Genomic DNA, 22,327 nt, shown 5'->3' on the forward strand with positions numbered 1-22,327 from the left:
CTCCTTTTCTTATTAAACCTCTTTGAGTACAAATAATAAGCTTTTGAAATCGCCCTCAAGCTGTGGAAGTGAGAGTCCGAAGTGCATCAGCTCATCCCCTCTGTACACTTCACCGTTAAGCTCAAGTTTGTAGTTCTTAGCTGGGTCGAGTCCTTTCAACCGCAATCTACGGAGAGGTGCATTAGGCTCGGCCAGAACTCTGAAGTACGTGGCAAAAGCTTCTTTTTTATCATCCGAAACAAACATCCACGCAGTCTGATTCCCCTCAAATGGACTAAGCAGTCGATAGAAATCACCGAACTGAATCAGCATTCTCAGTTCCTTGTACTCAGAAACCTGTTTCCGGATATCCTCCCGCTCATCATCAGTTAGCTTGGTCATATCTAGTTCGTAGCCAAAGTTACCAGACATCGCAACATGACCGCGTGTTTCGAGTGGTGTGATACGGTGCACCTGATGGTTAGGAACAGCCGATACGTGAGCACACATAGAGCTTGCAGGATACACCATGCTTGTTCCGTATTGGATCTTCAATCTTTCAATCGCGTCCGAATCATCACTGGTCCAGGTCTGTGGCATATAGTACAGCATTCCCGGATCATATCGTCCGCCGCCGCCGGAGCAGCTTTCGAATAAAATATGAGGGAAACGGGTGACGATACGCTCCAGCACATCATAAAGTCCAAGAATATAGCGGTGAGCCGTTTCGCGTTGACGTTCCGCTGGCAGAAGAGCAGATCCAATCTCCGTCATATTCCGGTTCATATCCCATTTCACATAAGTAATCGGAGCCGATGACAGCACGGAGCTAACCGAATCTACGATATAATCACATACATCCTTACGGGATAAATCCAGAACAAGCTGCTGGCGAGCTAACGTTCTTTTGTGACCTGGTACATGAAGACACCAATCCGGATGCTCGCGATAAAGATCGCTTTCTGGCGACACCATTTCCGGTTCGAACCATAATCCGAACTCCATGCCCATTGCCGTAATGTCTTCCCCGAGTTTTCCGAGACCCTCTGGAAGCTTGCGGCGATCCTCTACCCAATCTCCGAGGGAGCTATCATCATTGTCTCGTTTCCCAAACCAGCCGTCATCTAAGACAAACAGTTCAAGGCCAAGATCTTTACCTGCTTGAGCAATTTCTTTGATTTTATCTGCGTTGAAATTAAAATAGGTCGCTTCCCAGTTGTTGATGAGAATAGGGCGCTTCCGATCACGGAATTCACCTCTGCATAACCGGGTCCGGTACAGACGGTGATATGTTCTTGATAATCCGCCAAGGCCTTGGCTGGATCTTACCAGCACTGCTTCAGGAGCCTGGAAGGATTCTCCCGGTTCAAGCAACCATTGAAAATTAAACGGTTGAATGCCGATGCCCACTCTGGAAATACCGTATGGATCCACTTCTGCTTGCGCAAGAAAGCTTCCGCTGTACACAAGGCTGAACCCGTATACTTCACCGTGGTCCTCTGTTGCATCTTTTGCAAGCAAAGCCATAAAAGGATTCTGCGTGGAGCTACTAGCGCCGCGCTTACTGTCAATTCGTTGGATACCAGGCACGAGTGGTCTTTTGTGGATATGACGTTCTCTTGTCCAAGTACCAGATAATTGCAGCATGTCATAATCAGAATCATGGAAGTCAACATTTGCGCTTAACACACGCTTCAGCACCACATTGTCCTTACCTTGATTCTCAATCCGTACAGAACGTGTGATCACATCCTGATTATTAAACACGGTGTAGCTCAATACAGCAATCAGCCCGCTTTTGTCATCTTGAAGAAAAAGTTCCAGTGTCTCTGCTTCTTCTTCACTTTCAACATAAGTGGAAGGCAATCCCTTTAACTCAGGCTTCCCTTTATTGATCTTATAGCTCTTATAAAGGAAATCCGTAACGGTCGTACCATCTACCAAATGAACCTCAAGCGCTGGTTCCCGGAAATCACCATTCCCATAAGACGGAAATTCACTCGGAATAGTGTCGAGGGAGATTCTCTTGTCCTCCATTGTGTAGGTCGGGCTAAAAGAGCAACGTTCCACCAAATTCAGCGGTTGCACTATTCCTTCTAATTTAGGACCCCAATAGACATGCGCTGGAAGCTCACCTCTAACGACTTCAATAACGTAGCTGGACTGCTCAGACTGTAAATGAAACACCTTGCGGCTGTCATCATAATAAATGCTCATAATATCCTCCTACTCTTCTTATCAGATCTTGTTGTAATATAACTGACTTAATTTATCTTGTTGTTTGAAGTCTATTTTAAAGATAATTGGAAGGGGATACAATCTTAATATCTATACCTTAAGTAGTAAAATATTGATCTATAAAAAATTCAATTTCATGTTATTAAGCTTTGCAGAACAATAAATGATTATTAGCGGCTATAGTAAAAAAAATACATAAAAAAAGAGGCCCCAAGATAAGGGCCTACTTCCTGTGAATCTTCCTAATTAAATATCAAATACGGAACGTACAGTAAGCTGTGCACGAAGTTCTTCCACCGTAGCCGGCTTGTCGAGATCTTTTTTAGCGATGGTAATGGTCCTAGTTGTACCACCCGACATATCAAAATAGTTGTCGCTGAAGATGGCATCTCTCTCCTTGAAGTCTAGGCCGACAAAACGAGCATACGTCTTAGCCTTCACGGTAATGACAAATTTTTCTTCTTCCTCGGTAAGCATAGCTTCAAGCTCAGGGTCAACGAAGCTAAAATGCTTCGGCTTCACAAACAGGACCGTGCCGCCACTCTTTGTCTCGCTCTCTACCTCAAAAGAATATTCCAGATAAGTCTCACGTTTCTTCCCTTTCGTATCCAGTATGTGGCCGAAATCAAGCTGTTCGAACTCAGCAGTACTTAACGCGGCAATCTCCACTGGCTTTGTGCCTTCCAGCAAGACCTCCGATGTCGTAGTAAGCAGTCTCCAACTCAGTTCACCAATAACTTGTTCTCTGCTTTCGTTAGAGACATGAAGGAAGACCTTCGTTCCTTCGTCATGGGCAGAAACAAGAATCGGCGCGAAGAAATGTTTAGCCGCATAATGCATAGCCTTCCACCGGCCATAATAATCGATACTGGACCAAGAAGCTACCGGCCAGCAGTCATTCAACTGCCAGTACAATGCACCCATGCAGCGACCTCTATGTCTACGCCAGTGCTCAACGCCGCAACGCATCCCTTCTGCTTGGATCAGCTGTGAGGCATACAATACAGAATCAAAATCTTTCGGATATTTGTAGGTCTCCCCAATATAATAGAGAATTTTCTCATTCCCGGTATTGTTCTTCTGATGGGACTCCATGACATAAGAGAAGATATTGCGATCCTCCGGCAGCGTGAACGACTCGATGGTCTTCAGGCCCGGAAACGACTGTAACCCGAATTCAGACATATAGCGCGGATATAGCTTCCGGTAATCGGTAAACGGTTCTTTCCCATGCCAGACCCCCCAGTAATGCATATCTCCGTAATTCTCGTCATTCGGCTTGTCAAAGCTCCCCTTGGAGGATGGTGAAGCACGCCAATAGAAGGTATTCGGATCAATTTCTTTAGCGATTGCCGGTAGAAGCACCTCATATTGCTTAATATAATCTGCCTTAAGCTGCAGTGAGTAATGCTTCTCCCAGTCCCATTCGTCCCAAGCCAGCTCCTGCTCGTTGTTGCCGCACCACAAGCCTAGCGAAGCATGATGGCGAAGACGTTTCATGTTATCGATGGTCTCGTGAGTGATATTCTCCTCGAAGGCTTCCGTCAGAGCATAAATGCCGCAGGCATACAGATGATCCTGCCAGACAATGAGGCCATATTCATCGCACAGATCATAGAAATAGTCATCCGGATAATACCCGCCACCCCATACGCGAATCGTATTGAAATTGGCAGCGACACAGCTTTGGAGCAAGCGATCCGTGCGCTCCCTAGTTACGCGAGGTAGAAGATTATCTTCCAGAATATAGTCGGCACCTGTAGAGAAAATAAGCACACCGTTGACTTCAAAAGCAAACGACTCTCCCCACTGATCTTCTTCCTGCTTCACAGTAATGGTTCTAAGTCCAATCCGCAATTCTCTACGATCTAACTCCTGCGCCTTTTCCTCAATTACAACCTCTACGTTATACAGTGGCTGAGCACCGAGATTATTCGGCCACCACAGCTCTGGCTCCATAATTTCCAGTGCAATATGATGATCCGTTCCAATCATTTCAGACACACGATGCTCAATGCACAGACCCGCTGGTGTGTGAACTTTAACCACAATTTCTCGATCAGCCGCTTGCCAGCTCTCTGTTCTAACTCGAACATCCAGCATGACCTTATCCTTCTCATGGAATTGAGTAATATAAACATCATCAAGGCGAGCACTGTTGTAACCCTGAATAGAGAGACTACGCCAGATTCCTAGATCGGGTAACTTTGGACCCCAGTCCCAGCCGAACATGGAGTGCGCTTTGCGCAGATGAGATATCCCCTCTACCGCATCCGCACATCCACTAAGCGGCAACTCCGCTTGCTTTCTTAGGGTAAATTCTACCGGGGAGCGAAAAATAGCATGAATGATATTTTCTCCGGGTATCAATACAGACTTAATATCCACTTCATAGGTCCGGTGCATATTGTCACTGTTCAGAATATTAGTTCCATTCAGAGAAAGCTCACAAAGCGTATCGAGCCCTTCACACAGCAGAAATACTCGGTCATGCTCTAGTACGCCTGCTTCCAGCTGAAAACTACGCTTATATTCGTAATCGTAATTGGACAGTTCCAGAACCTCATACTCCTGCTCGCGGTAGAACGGATCTGGCATTTCACCTGCATTCAACAAATCATGGTAGACAGAGCCTGGCACGTTGGCTTCCAGCCATTTCGGTTCATGAAGCCGTTTCATTTCCCATTTTCCGTTTAGATTGACAAGTTGCATATTTTCGCCTCCACAAATGTGCTATTTTGACTTCTTGTATAAAAATTTTAACAATAATATGTATACATTTCTTCTATTGTGTTCGCAAAAATAGTGTGCTATTTTAACATAACTAACACTGGAGGAAAAACATGATCAAATACACTGAGGCAAGCCATATAAACCCCGAATTGCTAGCTGATCCCTTCTGGGTAGAATCTCTGAGTCAGGTATCCCCAGAACATACGCATGATTTTTATGAATTTTTCATACTCACTGAAGGCCGGTGCCGACATATCGTCAACGGGGCTGCCCAGCTTCTTCAATCTGGCTGCCTTGTCTTCATCCGGCCCGATGATACCCATCGCTATGAAGCTGACGGGGATAACGATTGCCGCTTTCTGAACATTCCCTGCCGAAAAAGCCTCATTAATGATGCCTTTAGTTACCTGAATGAAGAAGGATTCCTGCACGGGCTATTACATACTCCGCTCCCTAGAATCGCCATGTTATCTCAAATGGAGATGGATGATTTCATTCGTTCTTTCGAACGCATCCGAATGCTTTCTACCTTAGACAAAGTAAAGTCCAGGATTTATCTGAAAGGAATACTCGTAGATACACTTACCCAGCATTTTTTCTCTCCAGAAACCATCGAGCAGCCAGAATTCCCACTGTGGCTCGAACATGCCGTTTCCAAGATGCATCTAAAAGAAAACTTAAACAAAGGCCTTCATGCCCTGTACGAGTTATCGGGCAGAAGCGCCGGTCATGTCAACCGGGCCTTTCGCCAGTACTTGAACCAGACACCAACAGAATATATCAACCAACTTAAGCTCAACGTGGCACGTAATCTGCTACTTACTACTGAACTACGTGTGGTCGAAATTGCTCTGGAGTCCGGCTTTGACAATGTCAGCCATTTCTATCATCAATTCAAAAAGTACTATCACCAGGCTCCGCTGGATTTCCGCAAGAATGCGCATGCTAATAGACTAGTTTAATTAACATTTGAAAACATAGAAAAAGGCTCCCCCTCTGCCTGAATGCAGAGAGGAAGCCCTTACAATAATTATTTTGAATTCCACAGCTCCATACGCTCTGCGTACTTTTGGTTAATGATTTCTTCTACTTTCTCATCCCCAGCCTTTTTCATTTCCGCAAGCATCTTATCGAATGTCGCGTTGGCTTCGGCTTCAGTAGGAGCAATGATTACTCTCGTAATGCTTTGATCCATAATATCTTTTACCTTCTGTGCAGTCAGTGCTTCAGGTGTTCCGCCATCAGGGCTCAAGTTGTCATATGCCGCTGTATCCCATACGGAATCCCCAAGACTCTTGATTGCCATCTGATCTACTTCACTGCGTTGATATTTAACGGCCATATCGTAAGGCTGTTCATTTGCATCCAGACCATTCTTGATAAACCACAACCATTTGCGGACACCGCTCTTCTTGACTGTGTCGTCCCAGTTTTCCTTGAAGCTATCCAAGAATGCAGGGTCCGGTTGTCTCTTGCCATCCACCATGGTGTATTGAACGCCTTCTTGGCCCCACAGCAGTAAATGCTGTCCTTCATCACTTGCCAAGAAATTGAACAGCTTCATTGTTTCTTCAGGGTGCTTGTTGTTCTTCGTAATAGCGATAGCATCCCATCCAAGTGAGCTTCTTGGTCCAAATGTCGTTTGGGCAGGGTCTACTCCAGGGGCAACAACCTTGTATGGGAAGAGCTGATTATCTTCTCCGCCATCCTTCTTCAAAGTTCCGTTCCCGTTACCTGGATCCCAGTAAGCGCCTGGTGTGGAGAATACTGCGCCAGTAGCCAGCTTTTGAACCCAAGTTTGCGTTTTGCTAATCGCAAATTCCTTCTCAATCAGACCTTCTCTGTATAATTTATTTACGTAGAGCAACATTTCACGATACTTTGGATCCTTAACATCATATTGCAATGTTCCATTGTTATCATAGTAAGTTTTCAGACCCCACATGCCTTTGAATGTTCCAAGGTTGGCGCCCATATTCTCGCCGTTCATGGTCATTGGAATGGATTCTTTTCCATCAATCGTCTTGTTTTTTGCTTTAAAATCCTTCAAAATCGCTTCTAATTCATCTGTTGTAAGCGGTGCTCTGCCATCTGCTTTGTCCGGAGCCAGATCTGCAAGCAGATTTTTTCTCATCAGCATCCCGAAGACTGGATCACTATCTAGTCCATACCAGTTAGCCAAGTAATAGTTCTTTCCGTCTTTATAACGAGTCTTGGTCAATGTGTCGCCATACATTTCCTTGATATCAGGGCCATTCTTCTCAATCAGCTCATCGAGTGGAATAAAGGCACCGCTTGTAATGTATTTATCAAGTGAAGCATCCCCACGGCTCATCACGACCACATCCGGATAGTCACCGCTGGCAAGCATCAAGCTTAGCTTCTCTGTCGGATTTCCTGTTGGCTGCTGAATAGAGATCTCAATGCCAGTCTTTTTAGTGATTTCTTGGGCGACAGCATCAGTAAAAGGCTCTCCCTTAGTATTTGAATCAAACCATGTAAGTGTAATCGGCTCTTGTTTTGTATTGTCTCCAGCCGCTTTGTTTGTATTGTCTGTTCCATCATTAGAGCCACAGCCCGCTAATAGTGAAGCAGATAATGCAGCAGTTATACTTACGCTCAACAATTTGTTTTTCTTTATCATAGACACCCTAATTCCTCCCATTAATTAAGTTACGTCACAAGTCTATCAAGCAACCAAGCAAGTCTGTCCGCTCACCCCCCTTCAGGGCCGCCAGCTGGACAACTCCTCTCCGGCTGGCGTTCGGTTATTTAATCATATTAACTCTTAACAGCTCCCAAAGTCATACCCTTAACAAAATACTTTTGCAGGAACGGATATACTAGAACGATAGGCAATGTTGCAACCATCGTCGCTGCCATCCGGATCGTATCGCTTGAAACAGCATTTCGCTTGGCGGAGTTTGCCAGCATTTGCGATTGCGATACCATACCTCCGGTCTGGAACTGACTCAGTATTTTGACGAGGACCGCTTGCAAGGTCTTCAGGTCTGAGCTGTAAGTAAATGCATAGGAGTCAAACCACGAGTTCCAATGCGATATTGCCTGAAAGAGGCCCACTGTCGCAAGTACTGGTGTTGTTAACGGCAGCACAATCCGGAAGAAAATCATTAAGTCGTTCGCTCCATCTACTTTCGCTGACTCCTCAATCTCACCAGGTAATCCCTCCATAAAGGTACGGACAATAATCATATAGAAGACATTCATCAAGCCTGGCAGAATAAAAACGGAGAAAGTGTCGATCATATTCAGGGCTTTAAGCACCATGTAATAAGGAATCAGCCCGCCTCCGAAATACATCGTAAAGACGAAGTAAAGGTTCCAACCCTTGCGTCCCATCAAATTCCGCCGGCTTAGCGGATAAGCAAGCATCGTAATCACAAGAACCGATAGTGGTGCACCAATTACGGTCCGTTTAACTGTTACCCATATCCCATTCATAATTTCGGTATCTTTCAAAATTTGTTTGTAGCTATCAAAGGTGATATCTCTTGGCCAAAAGTAGACGCCGCCCCGAACAGTATCCTCAGCAGCATTTAATGAAAGAACGAGAATATTCCAAAAAGGTAAGAAGGTAACTAGCAATACAAGGATAAGAATCAAATATACAAAACACTTAAAGATATGATCTCCGTATCTGTTCAAAAACATCTCAAGCGCTCCTCTCCATTTTGTTATTTAGAACAACGCTTGGTCGTTCACTTTTCTAGAAATTCGATTCACGATTACAACAAGAATGAAGGCAATAACGGATTTGAATACCCCCACGGCAGCCCCGTATGAGAACATGCTGTTTTGTAACCCGTATTTGTATGCATAAATATCGATAACTTCCGAGTACTCAAGTACAGTGTTATTTTGCAACAGATATTGTTGTTCAAAGCCGGCATTCAAAATACCTCCGACTGCAAGAATGGCCAATATCACGATAGTTGGACGTAAAGCAGGGAGCGTAATATTCCACATTTGCTTGAATCGGCTAGCTCCATCTACTCTTGCGGCTTCGTAAAGCTCTGGATTAATAGCGGATATTGCAGCTAGGTACATAATGGCGCTAAAACCCATTTCTTTCCACATATTAGATAAGGCGATAATCCACCAGAATAAAGGTCCGTTTTGTAGAAAAGCTACCGGTTCGTTAACAATCCCGAGCGTTACTAAAAGATTGTTGAACATCCCATCGGAAGCTAGCAGCGTAATTACAATGTTAGCGGCGATAACCCATGAGATAAAATGCGGTAGATAAGAAACCGTCTGCGTAAAGCGTTTGAAAAATCCCTGTTTGGCTTCATTCAGCACAAGCGCGAGTATGATCGGCGCAGGAAACCCGAATAACAAGGTCAAGAGGCTTGTCGCAAGCGTATTACGCATTACACGGTAGAAGTCTCCTGTGGTAAAGAAATATTCAAACCACTTAAAGCCAACAAAGTCAGCATGGAAAAATTGTTGAAAAAATGTTCCTCCACCCGGTTGATAGTTTGTAAATGCCATATACATACCAAACATAGGTCCATAGGAAAATAGCAATGTCGCAATTATGGCAGGGAGCATTAGCAAAAATAACCATTTCTGCTCTTTTAATCTGTACCAAAAATTATTGCCCCTGACTGTTTTGATAGCGCTTGCTTTATGCATCAAATACCCTCCCTTTTTATTTAGTGCAGCATGCCCTGCTACATCTCGATTCAGCTTCTCTCCTATTTATCTTAAGTCCGTATAGAGCTCCTTTCTATACTTCAATCCTCCGAATGATAGCGCTTTTTAAAGGAGTTTCTTAACATTCGAGCATTGGATTTCGATATTCAGTCTGATATGATAAACTTGGCTTTCCTTGAATTCACAGTAAAGAAGGGACTTCTACGATGCGTCATTTTTACAAAAAGTATATTTATATGCCTTTTATCGACCTTAGCTTTCGCTCCAAGCTATTCCTCGTGTTCGTTCTGGTCACCATTCTTCCAATGATGCTTTTTGTCTATTTTTCATTCGAACTTACAAAATCAAAGCTGACCGATCAAATCTACATCAATATGATGAATTCAACGGCCCAGATCAACAAGAACCTGGAGAACAAACTGGACAGCTATGAGCATATTTCCGCTTCTATTTACTTGGATAATAGGCTAGCCACTTACCTCACGAGCGAATATCAAGATGATCCATCTTATCTAGACGTCTATCAATATATTGGCAATCGTATAGACACGGTAATGGCTGCCTATCCCGATTTTGGTAGCGTTTTCATTTATTCCGATAATCCATCACTGCCCAAGGATAATTACTATATCAAGCCGGTTACACCCGAAGTGAAAGAGACAGAGCTGTACAAGCAGCTGATGCAGTCTCATGGGAATATTATTCATCTGTCCTCACCACAGTCACAAGATAATCCCGCAATGTTTACACTGGCTAGGTTACTGAACAATAATCGCAACCAATATCCCTACGGTATTCTGGTCTTCGAAATATCCGAATCGGTGATCTATTCTTTAATGGAGAAAGAAGCAGGCGGCAAAGATATTTTTATCGTTAATGACAAGGGCCTTATTTTATCAGCCGCCGACAAACAATTATTAAATACAAGTCTGCCGGAAATGCTTGACCAGAACTTTGATGAATTGCCTTCTGGCAGATTTGATACTACCTATAAAGGGGAAAAGGCTTTCGCCGTCTATAACACGCTCACAAATGGATGGAAAACCGTCTCTATATTCCCTTATGACAGTATCATTCAGGATGCGAAATCACTGTCAGAGCTCATCATCAAAATCTCTTTAGGCTTTATAGTCGTCGCATTATTGCTGATTTATATTACTGCATCGATGTTTAGCAAGCGTATTCGAATGTTAATCCGAATGATCCGGCGGCTAGAACGTGGTGACTTCAACCCTACGAATGATGATTATTTAGGTAATGATGAAATTGGCCAGCTTCATTTTGCCTTCAAGCAAATGACTACACGCTTAAAGAGTCTAATCACCGAAGTGTATCAGAAGGAGCTACAGAACAAGGAGGCAGAGCTTGACCTGCTTCAGGCCCAGATCAACCCCCATTTTCTGTACAATACACTGGGCTCCATTTCGTCTCTTGCCCTAAAACATCAAGATACTCGCATTCAGGATTTGGTGCTTCATCTCGCCAAGTTTTATCGCATCTCCCTGAATAAAGGAAAGAGCATCTTAACTATTAATGAAGAATTGAAGCTGACGCAAAGCTACAATGCCATTCAACTGATCCGATTCAAAGGACAACTGAACATCACTTACAATATTGATGAAGCGATCTTACCTTACTCTACAGTCAAGCTAGCCTTGCAGCCTTTTGTAGAAAATGCGGTGCTTCATGCGGTGTGGAATCAGGAAAGCCCGCTAAATATTCATATCAAAGGCATAGTCGAAAATAGTGATATTATTCTATCTGTAATTGATGATGGCATGGGGATGAGCCGTGAGACACTTCACACTTTACTTGACGATAAACCCGGGCGAGGTTATGGGATTTCAAACGTAGATCGACGGATAAAACTGAGGTTTGGTGAGCATTACGGCGTTACAGTGTTTAGTAGGCTCGGAATAGGAACCACTGTGCAAATTCGCTTACCGCAAAAGGAAATGTAGGGAACGACGCATCTGAATAACCGCAAAGCTTATTGAAAAATCAGAAATATTGATTAACAATTAGGGAAATCCTCCCTGAAATTTGGCGATTTTTGCTTATTATACTGATAATCAGGGAAATCCTCCCTGATTATTTGCTGATTTGGAGGTAAATTCAGAATTCGCCCGATTATTAGGGAGGATTTCCCTAATTACATCGCATCCAAGAATTTTTTGGCTATTTTTAGGGAGATTTTCCCTAATCGCTCTCACCTAGCCTAGTTACCACGAGCTTGCCACGAGCCCCTCGATATAACCATTATCATTTTAATAAAGCTTCAGTGAACACCAAAAACGAAGGAGCTAAGCATCTAGAGATTGCTTAACTCCTTCGTTCATTTGTATATTTGCAATGTTTTACTTCATAATCAAGTTATAAATCACTTGGGTCGCTTCTGCTCGGGAAGCGACCCCTTTTGGTGCAAATAGACCTTCATTTTGACCTTGAACCAGTCCTAGGCTGGCTGCTCCCTTTACAGAAGCGGCTGCCCAAAAGGAGACCTGCTTCATATCTTTGAATGTCACATCAGTTGAAGCAACAGTTACTTTGCCATTCTTCAGCTCATAGGCTTTCATTAACATGACCGTGATTTCTTCACGGGTAATCTGTGCAGCCGGCTCGAACTTGGTCGTACTTCTGCCGCTCACGATGCCCGCCTTGTAAGCGATAGAAATGGACTCCGCGTACCAAGCAGACGGTGCAACATCAGCAAAGCTAACATCTCCCCTTGTGGTCAACCCAAGGGAATGAACGAGCATAGAGGTGAACTCGGCACGCGTAATCGCACGGTTTGGTTCAAACTTGTCTTTGCTAGTCCCTTGAACATACAGCTTCGCCGCCAGCTCTTGGATTGCAGGACTAGCCCAGTGATTGGCTGGCACATCGACAAAGGTCCGTTTGAGCTCCAGCACAGCATATTTACTGAAGTGGTTAACTTGTGCTGTCAATACACCATCAGCATAATTCGCAGAGATATATTCCAGCTTACCGTTATCCGCAATATAGTAAATGCCTCCACGCTTGGAATCAAAGCCTTCTCCTACTGTCATGCTTAGCGTAATGGGTTGATCGAACGCAGAAAGCGTTTCTGTTGTGCCAGCTTTCGTGGTCACCGACAGACTGAACTCATAGATATCACCCATGAGCCTAACCTGTGCTTGAGTAGTTCCCTCCGCTGCAGCAATGATCTCATTCGCCTTGCTGCTGAGTGGTGCTAATTTCAGGGTTATCGTGCTATCATCCCGCTGACCTTCCGGTAGCTTGCTCTGCAACTGGCGGAGCAGATCCGCAGGCACCTTCATGGAGAACTTACCGGACTTCAGAACCAGCGTGTGATTCGCCAACTGGCGAACTACATCAGAGGAAAATTGTATCTGCTGTGTATCTCCCTTAATCTCCACGATGACATTACCAGATGCACTATCCACTTTCAGCATCTCTGGTGTAAGGATTAGAGTGCCCGCGCCATTCTCTTGATCTACAATGCTACCAGGAGTACCGTTGTTGTTACCCGGATTCGCAGGGACTTCAGGATTTCCCGGTTCTATAGTGGAGGCTGCTTTGACTGTAACTTCTGCCGTAGCTTTGAAGCCGCCGTCTACTGTTTCCACAGTAATTGTGGTTCTCCCAGCATTTACAGCCGTTACCGTTCCATACACTACGGTAGCTACAGACGTATCGCTCGAAGTCCAGTGCACTGCTTTATTCGCCGCCTCTTCCGGAGATAGCGTAGCCGTCAACTTTCCGGTTTCACCAGCGGTTAATGTTAGCTCTGTCTTATCTAGCGATACACCTGTTACTTTCTTAGGTGCAGCTGTCAATTTTACCAGTTTCGATTCAGTCGGCTGCAAGGACAATGCGAGTGTTCCTGAAATAGTCGAAACCTCTCCCGTCCATAGGTCTTGCATAGTGTACGAATCCGCTGCGTCCAGTCCGGCTCTACCAAGATTCACCGTTTTGTCTGCAGAAGCATTGGCGCTGTAGTTGAATACAGCCAGATAATAATCGTTGCCGTCTTTCATCACAAAAGTATCCGCTGCATTTGCATTCGTATTTCCTTCCAGCGGCTTGAATACTTTTCCTTTTAATGCTAATTCGAGAACCTCCTTGTTGTTAAACAAGGCAGTCATGTACTCCTGTGCCTTTGGATCGTTAACATCATCAGAGCCGAGAAGTACGGTACCGGCGATGACGCCAGAGTTCATTCGACTGCGAGCTTCAGTTAAGCTGAAAGCGCGGGCCAACGCTAAATGATCGGGATCCGTATAGGTGTAAATTGTGCCATTTTGCCAGAATCCATAAGTTAACGAATTCAGCATGTATTCCGTTTCATTGATCTTGCCGTAGGTGTCGCAGGAAATACGTCTGCTGTGTGCATATTGGCTTGGAAAGATTGGCGCAATAGATGCGCTAATGAACATTTTTCCATCCAAACGATCTTTCACATAACGCATTCCTTCATTGTATGCTTGAATCCCTGTCGTTACGGTTGGATCGAAATGTTGTCCCTCAAGCGAACCGTGCGTCAAGAAATCCAATTTGATGAAGGTAAAGCCCAGATCCTTAAATTTGTCCAAAAAATAATTCATGCGCAGTTTAGCACCTGGATGTGTCACATCCAGAGGAAAAGCCCCATCCAGCGTCGGCAGCGGTTTACCCTCGGCATCTTTGAGGACAATATCGCCATACGTATACTTATTGTCGGTACCCTCTACCGGCTGGCTCATATTGTTGCCCCAATATACAAATGGTGCCCAATAGATACCTGCATGCTGACCATTACCCTTAATTACTGATACAGCGTCAGCAAGCTGCTTATCATTCAAATTGTCCCAATAGGAATCCATATTAATAAATACATTACCGTTATTATTGAAATCATTTAGGTGCTCCTTATAATAATTGGAGACATCCACAACGTCTTGGTATGAAAGTGTACCTTCGTAAGCTCCCCAGCTGTTAAAACCAACAGGTACGCCTTGCGGCAACTCAGGATTCAGCAACAGTGGAGGTGTGATGATCGCATTAGCTTTTCCGTATTCCTCGAGTCCTGTGCGGTAATCACTGAATGCCCCCACCATAATCATCGGCGAAGACAACTCTGCACCTGTAAGCATGCCATGAGGCTGGGTATCCCGTGTAACGTCGCTGGCTGCCCCGCCATAAACCGTTAGCTCATTCAGCCGATTAGAAGATCCTTTCCAGTCGATCCCGGTCTTCCACGTATCATGAGTGACCGACCCAAGCACAAGACCGCTGCGTGTCGAGTTATTAAAGATAGTCGTCATTTCATAGCTGGTATCCGCACGGTTCATAGATTGAGATTTATAACGAATCCAAGCATCATTGTCAAAAGGAACGGTTAGTACTCGGTTATCTGCACTGGCACCGATATCCACTCCACCTGAACGTTTTACGGTAATAGGTGACATATAATTAGTCTGTAGCACCGTATCGCTAATGGCATCCAGACGAGTTAAGAAATACTTCTGATCGTCATAAAACTTGTAAGCCTGTTTGAGCGTTGGCTGTCCAGCTGAGGTGTGAACAAAAGTAAGCTCCACTCCTTTGCCAAAGCCATCCTGAATTTCTACTGGAGCACCAGCACTTGTATGATTCTCATAGCTTGTAGTCTCAACGAGAGTATCACCGAGTTTGATGCTGCTATAGATTCCTTGCAGCTTCTGACCATCCGTCCACTTGTAGCTTGCGTATCCAGACTTAGTATTAAAGGAAACCTCATATTGTCCATTCGATACGAGCGTTCCATAAGTATATTCGGTAACGGTGATGGCCCCGTAGTTATTCGAAGCCCCTGGTGTCCCCAGATCACCTTCCTCTTCAACTGGAGGATTAGGATCTGTACCCAATGCCGGTTCTACAATAATTCGATCCAGATCTGGCGCGTACCAGTTGCCGTCTGAGAATTTGATTGTATTCTCGCCTTCGTTCAGAGGCAGTGTAAGCTCATATGTGAGCGCCGTATCCCAGTCTGGTGTCTTTGGCAGTTCATAATACTGCTCTGCCCCACCATTAGCGCTGACGTATAAGCTGCGCGGGTCACCTGAGAAATAAGCTACCGTGATCCGATAATCCCCTGTCATCGGAGCCGTAATCTTATTGAAAGTTAAGGAACTGCCGCCATTCAGATACCCTACCTTCTGTCCACCGGAAGCATTCGGGCTATCGCCAACTCGCGCTTCTCCAGTTAAATCATTGACCGGAGACTCAGCTTCATAACTGATCGTATACGGAATGACTTCAATCCGGTCGAAATCTGGAGAGTACCAGTTATGATCCGAGAAAGTGATCGTGTTCAGCCCTTCCTGCAAGGAGGCTTCTACATCATAAGTTCCTACCGTATCCCAGCTTGCTGTCTTTGGCAGATCAACCAATTCATCCAGTCCATCATTCACCTGCATATAGACAGGCCGCTGGTCACCGGAAATATAGGAAATACGGATCAAATACGTTCCCGCTGCCGGCACAGTGACATTTGTGAACTGTAAAGTACTGTTTTTATTCATATCCTTTACAATTTTTCCACCGGAACCAACGCTGCTGTCTGCTATTTTGGCGTTGCCTGTAATTATATTTTCAGGCGCTTCAGCTTCTATGATTGCACCATGCAGCTTCTCCTTCCAGTCGCCTCCAGATCCTTCACCTGGGTCGCTGTCGTCCAGTCCATGAATTACGATCTTGTCGATGTCTGGAGAATACCAGTTGTTGTCATCAATCAGGATGCTGTTCTCTCCAGCATTCAGCGGAAGTGTTACATCATAAGTTCCCACCGTATCCCAATCCACTGTCTTGGGTGGTTCTTCAAACTGCTTATCGCCGCCATTGGCACTGATATTGAATGGCCGCGAATCGCCAGAGATATAGTACACTGTAATTTTATAATTCCCACTCTCACTTACAGTCACATGATTAAACTGCAAAGTGCTTCCTTGATACATGCCTCCGACTTTCTGCCCCCCGGAAGCCGCTGGGTGTTCAGAAATAGAAGCATTGCCAGTCATAGCATTTCCATCAGCTTCAGCTTCATAGGTAGTATTCTCTGTATCATCGGCATAAACCGTACTGACAAACTGACCGCCACTGCCTATTACCAAGCAGATGATGACAAAGAACAAAAATCCTCTTTTCATTGCTTTCCCAAACATTTAATCCCTCCGTTTGTAGGTCTCCTTGCACTTTTGTGATATTCGGGCTATATCTGTCCATCAAGTCATCAAAGGAGTTGATTAAGAAGCATCTTGAAAGCGCTACCGATTTTCGATGAACTAAAACGCCTTTGATTGCCTTGATGAATGAAGCCCCTCACATGTGCTAGTTATAATACATGCTTAATTGTAAAAAGCAGAGGGATTAATATCCATATCGCAAGTTTACTATTCGTAAGGGAAAGTAACTTTATTTCCTATTTGCCGAACCGAAGCGCTGGCACAATCATAGACTCTTCCTATACTCGTTAGGTGTAACTCCTTGGTTCTTCAGAAATAGGGAGATAAAATAAGACGTGCTTTCGTAACCGACTCTTTGAGCGATATCCTGAATCTTGAGCGAGCCGTCAGCCAGCAACTCTGTAGCCTTATCGAGCCGGATACGTGTTAAATAATCGTGAATCGTGATACCAGTCTTGTCTTTAAAAATGGAGCGTAAATAGTTCGGCGATAAATAAACCTGATCAGATAAGCTATTGATCGTAATCGGCTGATCAAAATTCTGGTCGATCATACTGCGAACCTTGTGAACTAGCTTCGTGTTTTTGTCCATAAGCCGCTCACCCAGCAAGCTCATAGCATTGCCTGCAGTGCCCAGGATCAAATCCTCAATCTCATTTAAAGTCAGTGCATTATAGATGGAATGATATAACTCCGCCCGTTTAACCCCCTCAGGAACAGGTTGATGCAGTTGCTCCAGCAGCTCGTCGACAAGATCAATCGCCCAATCGCAGATATTTTTTTTCTTGATTCTTAGTGTGGCTAGCCCCTCGAAATACTGATGCAGCTTCTGTGCGGCTTGCTCGAAATCTAGCTGATTGATAGCTTCAAACCACTCTTTCCTATTAAAAGGTGGCACATGCTCACTATCAAACTGGTTTGAAATCGCCAAGGCATGAATAATTGAACCCGTACCTTTATAGAAACGCTCGTTTAGGATTTCACGCGTCTGCTTATACAGACAATGTAACTCCGTTAATTCGGTTTCCTGCGCACCGACTGCTGCCGTCACTGTGAAATCCAGTCCACTTCGGATAGCCGCGGCCAAATCCTCCCACGCATAATACCCAGGCTGTTGGCGTGCTTCCATAAACACACCTACCTCCCCATCTTTGTAGGGCACAAATACCGTCTCTATATTCTTTGACTTGAAGAAATGATCCAGAAAAGCTACCAACCGGTTCTTACAATCCTCCAGACTCTGCTGTTCCCCCTCTGCCTCAATCGGATCGATACTGAACAGCGCCATTGCGTAGCGATTCCTCTCAGACTCACGGGTAAGCTTGCAATAGCTGGTCGCCAGATCAGCGGCATGTTCCGCATTTTTTTCATAGGAAAGCTCCTTAAGAAGGTTCGTTTTAGCCGCCTCCATGGAACGTTTCTTCATTTGAACTTCCTCACAGCGCTGCTTCACCTTTGCGATAACGCTTCCAATTTCATTCAAGTCGAGGGGCTTCAGTAAATATCCAACAGCACCTACATTTAGAGCCGATTTTACATAGTTGAATTCGTCATGCCCAGTCAGGAACATTAACTGCATCCAGTCATAGCTCTCATGTATTTTTTTAGCCATTTCAATACCGTTCATAATCGGCATCTGGACATCTGTAAGAATAATATCAGGTCTAATGGCCTCTATCTTCTCTAGAGCCTCTCTACCATTACTCGCAGTTCCGACGACATAAATGCCCATTTCTTCCCAGCGGATATAATCTCTCATCATCTCAAGGCCTATTTCTTCATCATCAACTAGAAAAATACTATACACTGATGTCCCCTCCTCTTTGTTGTCTGCATCTGTTTCTTCTATTATATTCTTTTCCCCTTAGGCTACTATGATCCAAATAAATGAAAGTTATTTTCAGGCATGAATCGTTAATTTGCAGACATCGGCAAAAGGGCTATCCGGTCCATAACAGACCGGATAGCCCTTTAATCATGCGCTAATAACCCAGCATAATTAAAGCGGGGGTTCATATCACCCCCGCTGAATCATTATACCAACTCTAACTGACTGTTAAAATAGTAGCTTCCTCCTATTTCTCCTTGAACAGTAGCTCTTCTATCTCCCAACCGAAGTGTCACGGTTCCTGGCGAGTAGGTACGGATCGTAGCTTCCACCAATTGACCATTGTCCCAAGCTACATCAACCTCAGCATTTCCTTTGGCCCGCAGTCCAGATACCGATCCTGTCCCCCATGCTTTTGGAAGTGCAGGCAGCAGATGAATCTCACCCTCATGGCTTTGCAGCAGCATCTCGGCAATAACAGCCGTACCCCCGAAATTCCCATCGATCACAAAAATATTGCACTCCGCTCCTCCAATGCCCGATTTGGAAAAGCTAAATAAATTATCGAAACTGAGTCCACCAATCAAATGAGAAATATGATTAAAGGCCTTTTCCCCATCATACAATCTGGCAAAGCCGAGACCGAACAATGCTGCGGTAAATTCCACATCCTCCAGTTCTTCCTGAACCATCCGGTTCTCAAGTGTTACTCTCACCGCAGCGCTAAGTTCAGGTGTCTTACCTGGTGTGATCTGATTACTTGGATATACCGCGAACAAATGGGCCAAATGCCGATGCTCCGGCTGCGCTTCCTCGTAGTCCTCGAGCCATTCTTGCAGCTGTCCTCTCTTGCCGATCTGAAATGGTGGCAGCTTGGATATCGCTTGCTCCAGCTGCTCCTGTAGTTCCTCATCCGTATTCAGTAGTTTCGCAGACTTCAAACAGAACTCAAAAAGGTCTTTCACCAGCATCTGATCCATAGTGGTACCCATAGACAGCTGCTGTGCGCCCTCGCTGCTATCCGCAGGATAGAAATGATTCTCTGGCGAATTAGAAGGTCCGGTCACCAGCCAGCCGTATTTTGGATGAATGGTCATATAATCTAGGAAGAATGCTGCGGCTTCTTTTAGCACTGGATATGCCTGTTGCTCCAGAAACACACGGTCCTGACTGTATTCATAATGCTCCATCAGATGCGTCGCAATCCATAGTCCACCTGTAACGTTTAGCCCCCAAGATGTCTCCCAGCCCGGAGCCGTGAATCCCCAGACATTCGAGAATACATGTGCTACCCAGCCTTTGCTGCCATAGAAATCGCGAGCGCTTGACTTTCCAGCATGAGACAAACCCTCAATATAGCGCATTAATGGTAAATGACTATCCCCAAGATTTACGACTTCCGTCGGAAAGTAATTCATTTGCGTATTGATGTCCAAATGATAGTCACAGCTCCACCCCATACGGCAAGCCTCACCATCATTCCATATTCCCTGTAAATTCAACGGTAACGGGGAGTCTGCCCGTGCTCCAGCGATAGTCAGGTAACGTCCGTACTGCAGGAACAACGCGAACAACTGCGAATCCTCCTCCTGGCCCTGTGCCAGTAATCGAATACGTTGGTCAGTCGGCAGATTCACCTTCCCAGTGGTACCTAATTGGATATCCACCTTACCATATTCTTGCTCATAATCTTCGATATGATCTTCTTTTAACTGCGCATATCCTTTAATCAAAGCCTGCTGTAATGTGCTGCTGCTCTCCATTTCCCACTCCGAGTTACTACGGTTGTAATCGGTGCTGACGGCAAAATAAATTCGCGCCTCATTGGCTCCGGCAATTCTCAATTGACCGTCCCCTCTGTACATCGTACCACCGGAAATGCTTACCTTAATTTGTCCCTTTGCCCATACCCCGCAAGTGCCGTCACTATGCACATTCTCTGTGGCTTGTCCTCTGAATTCAATAGTGTCGTCATTCACGACTTGAGTCGTAAACGACTCTGAACCACCCTCCAGACCGATCGTAAAGGATACACCTCCCGGTTCATCGCTCCAAATTCTTGAGACCACCAGATCATCAGCATGGGAGGCAAAAATCTCACGATGCAGCGTTGTTCCACTACTTTGAACCACTGTCTGGGCTACCGCACAGGTCAAATCCAGCTCTCGCTCGATAGCCGCTGCTGACCCGGAATCCGTGTCCTGTTCTGCAAAGTCAATGACAACCTCGCATAAACCAAGGTTCGTACCGAAATTTCGTTTCTTCGGCTGCAGATGTTGTTTGGCTAGACGGTCACCTTCGTTATAATCGCCAGCAAAGAAGTACTTCCGCATCTCTTCCAGCGCAGCTCTGCCTCCGAAAGGAGCAGGCTCTGACTCAGCTTGACCCGACCAGTAGGTAACCTCGGTCATGTTCCATACCTCACGATACGGAGCAGCTATCACTACTGCACCTATTCTTCCGTTGCCCAGTGGCAATCCTTGTGACCAATCTGTTGCAGGGGTAGAATACCATAATCTAAAATCGCTCATTTTATTTTCTCCTGTCCATAGTAGAATCTGTGCAAGCGCGATAACCCTCTAAAAATGTTGTTAATTAATCCGCTATATAGTGTAAAACCATTCCTAATCCCATCTCTTTCAAGATGAATCATACTTTCTTAAACCTATCCAATATGTTGCGGATTTATTGTATTTATCGTATCATTTGGATGAATCACTGTCTTTGTTGACCTGTTCGATCATTTGACGATTTGTACGGTAAGATAAGAAAAGAGGAGCCGCATGAATAAACTATCTGAAATGACTCCATATGTCGGCGCAATTATGCCTTATGTGTACGACGGCAGCAGCAATGAGCATCTGAGAGTCGGTAATGCATACGCGTTCCACTTGTTTACTGATGGCCCCGGTGAGATGGAAATCGACGGAATACGTTATCCGATTGAACGAAGGACGCTTGTCTTTCTCCGTCCCGGTCAACCCCATGCTTTTCATATCGTGCCTTCTCATCCACTGTCGTCCTACAACATCTATTTTGATTTATGGGACAACCGCTCTCCAGTATCCAATAACCTTTCATTTATCCATGCCCCTGAAGTCTTACAATTTGAAAAAAAAGCCACCGAAGCACCCTGTGCCGAGCTGAACGAGTTGCCTTGCGTATTTCCACTAGCTAAATATCCCCTGCTATACGATAGTCTTGTGATGATTGCCAAGTCTTACAATGACGCGCTGTTCTATCGTAATGAGACGGCCAATAGCTATCTGTACGGCTGGATCTTGAGCTGGTATAATGCCCTCCATCAGCATCAGCCAAGTGATTATCGTATTGTCCGCCTGCTGGAATATTTGAACACCCACCCCGAGCGTGGTAAGTCTATCGAAGATTGGGCACAGTTCTGCGGGCTCAAGCGGACATATTTCCATGAGCTGTTTCTACGGGAGACCGGAATGACGCCGCGCGTCTATCATCATAATTTAGTCATGAGGCGGGCGGCAGGACTGCTTCTGGAGAGTGAGCTTAGTGTGACTGCGATCGCTGAGAAGCTGGGTTATCCTTCCATCCATCCTTTCTCCAGACATTTCAGTACCTGCTACGGCATTAATCCAACACAATACCGCCTTAATCCGCAAAGCCGAATACGAATGTAAGACTCCAACAAAAAAGAATACGCGCTATCCGC

At 45.0% G+C, this 22,327-nt stretch carries 11 protein-coding genes; 3 read left to right on the top strand and 8 right to left on the bottom strand.

Translation table 11 applies throughout. The annotated features are described in order from the left end of the window. Positions 1–12: 12 nt before the first annotated feature. Both H70737_RS22060 and H70737_RS22065 read right to left on the bottom strand, forming a co-directional pair. Entirely contained in the window at positions 13–2,196 is a 2,184-nt protein-coding gene (locus H70737_RS22060) for an alpha-galactosidase (protein WP_042190732.1), read from the bottom strand. Positions 2,197–2,463: 267 nt separating this feature from the next. Beyond that, positions 2,464–4,929 (bottom strand): beta-mannosidase, encoded by a 2,466-nt coding sequence (locus tag H70737_RS22065; RefSeq protein WP_042190734.1) that lies wholly within the window; start codon positions 4,927–4,929, stop codon positions 2,464–2,466. A gap of 131 nt (positions 4,930–5,060) precedes the next feature. On the opposite strand from H70737_RS22065, the gene H70737_RS22070 reads away from it, so the two are divergent. Further along, entirely contained in the window at positions 5,061–5,912 is an 852-nt protein-coding gene (locus H70737_RS22070) for a helix-turn-helix domain-containing protein (RefSeq protein ID WP_042190736.1), read from the top strand. 68 nt (positions 5,913–5,980) lie between these two features. Here H70737_RS22070 and H70737_RS22075 read toward each other — a convergent pair whose 3' ends face one another. The 3 genes from H70737_RS22075 to H70737_RS22085 form a co-directional block, all read right to left on the bottom strand. Then, positions 5,981–7,594: an extracellular solute-binding protein gene (locus H70737_RS22075; RefSeq protein ID WP_197071323.1), complete on the bottom strand. Its 1,614-nt coding sequence runs from the start codon at positions 7,592–7,594 to the stop codon at positions 5,981–5,983. Positions 7,595–7,731: 137 nt separating this feature from the next. Then, positions 7,732–8,622 (bottom strand): carbohydrate ABC transporter permease, encoded by an 891-nt coding sequence (locus tag H70737_RS22080; RefSeq protein WP_042190738.1) that lies wholly within the window; start codon positions 8,620–8,622, stop codon positions 7,732–7,734. Positions 8,623–8,649: 27 nt separating this feature from the next. Continuing rightward, positions 8,650–9,606 carry an ABC transporter permease gene (locus tag H70737_RS22085; protein WP_042190740.1) on the bottom strand — a complete coding sequence of 319 codons (957 nt, stop codon included), beginning with the start codon at positions 9,604–9,606 and terminating at the stop codon, positions 8,650–8,652. 227 nt (positions 9,607–9,833) lie between these two features. Here H70737_RS22085 and H70737_RS22090 point away from each other — a divergent pair, with 227 nt between their 5' ends. Next, positions 9,834–11,588, top strand: coding sequence for a cache domain-containing sensor histidine kinase (locus tag H70737_RS22090; protein WP_042190742.1), 1,755 nt, complete (start codon positions 9,834–9,836; stop codon positions 11,586–11,588). A gap of 396 nt (positions 11,589–11,984) precedes the next feature. Here the strand turns inward: H70737_RS22090 and H70737_RS29925 are convergent, their stop codons facing one another. From H70737_RS29925 to H70737_RS22110, 3 genes are all read right to left on the bottom strand, one after another. Beyond that, complete coding sequence (locus tag H70737_RS29925; RefSeq protein ID WP_052404386.1) at positions 11,985–16,793, bottom strand: S-layer homology domain-containing protein; 4,809 nt, start codon at positions 16,791–16,793, stop codon at positions 11,985–11,987. A gap of 286 nt (positions 16,794–17,079) precedes the next feature. Then, positions 17,080–18,621 (bottom strand): response regulator, encoded by a 1,542-nt coding sequence (locus H70737_RS22105; RefSeq protein ID WP_042190744.1) that lies wholly within the window; start codon positions 18,619–18,621, stop codon positions 17,080–17,082. 227 nt (positions 18,622–18,848) lie between these two features. After that, positions 18,849–21,173, bottom strand: coding sequence for a glycoside hydrolase family 95 protein (locus H70737_RS22110; protein WP_042190746.1), 2,325 nt, complete (start codon positions 21,171–21,173; stop codon positions 18,849–18,851). Between the two features lie 252 nt (positions 21,174–21,425). Here H70737_RS22110 and H70737_RS22115 point away from each other — a divergent pair, with 252 nt between their 5' ends. Further along, positions 21,426–22,295 (top strand): helix-turn-helix domain-containing protein, encoded by an 870-nt coding sequence (locus H70737_RS22115; RefSeq protein WP_042190749.1) that lies wholly within the window; start codon positions 21,426–21,428, stop codon positions 22,293–22,295. Positions 22,296–22,327 lie beyond the last annotated feature (32 nt).

The organism is Paenibacillus sp. FSL H7-0737 (assembly GCF_000758545.1).
Classification (GTDB): domain Bacteria; phylum Bacillota; class Bacilli; order Paenibacillales; family Paenibacillaceae; genus Paenibacillus_AQ.

Excerpts from the sequence above, each read along its gene's own strand:
- H70737_RS22115 (WP_042190749.1), top strand. The coding sequence starts at position 21,426 with ATGAATAAACTATCTGAAATGACTCCATATGTCGGCGCAATTATGCCT.
- H70737_RS22075 (WP_197071323.1), bottom strand. The coding sequence starts at position 7,594 with ATGATAAAGAAAAACAAATTGTTGAGCGTAAGTATAACTGCTGCATTA.
- H70737_RS22060 (WP_042190732.1), bottom strand. The coding sequence starts at position 2,196 with ATGAGCATTTATTATGATGACAGCCGCAAGGTGTTTCATTTACAGTCT.
- H70737_RS29925 (WP_052404386.1), bottom strand. The coding sequence starts at position 16,793 with ATGTTTGGGAAAGCAATGAAAAGAGGATTTTTGTTCTTTGTCATCATC.
- H70737_RS22080 (WP_042190738.1), bottom strand. The coding sequence starts at position 8,622 with ATGTTTTTGAACAGATACGGAGATCATATCTTTAAGTGTTTTGTATAT.
- H70737_RS22070 (WP_042190736.1), top strand. The coding sequence starts at position 5,061 with ATGATCAAATACACTGAGGCAAGCCATATAAACCCCGAATTGCTAGCT.
- H70737_RS22090 (WP_042190742.1), top strand. The coding sequence starts at position 9,834 with ATGCGTCATTTTTACAAAAAGTATATTTATATGCCTTTTATCGACCTT.
- H70737_RS22085 (WP_042190740.1), bottom strand. The coding sequence starts at position 9,606 with ATGCATAAAGCAAGCGCTATCAAAACAGTCAGGGGCAATAATTTTTGG.
- H70737_RS22065 (WP_042190734.1), bottom strand. The coding sequence starts at position 4,929 with ATGCAACTTGTCAATCTAAACGGAAAATGGGAAATGAAACGGCTTCAT.
- H70737_RS22110 (WP_042190746.1), bottom strand. The coding sequence starts at position 21,173 with ATGAGCGATTTTAGATTATGGTATTCTACCCCTGCAACAGATTGGTCA.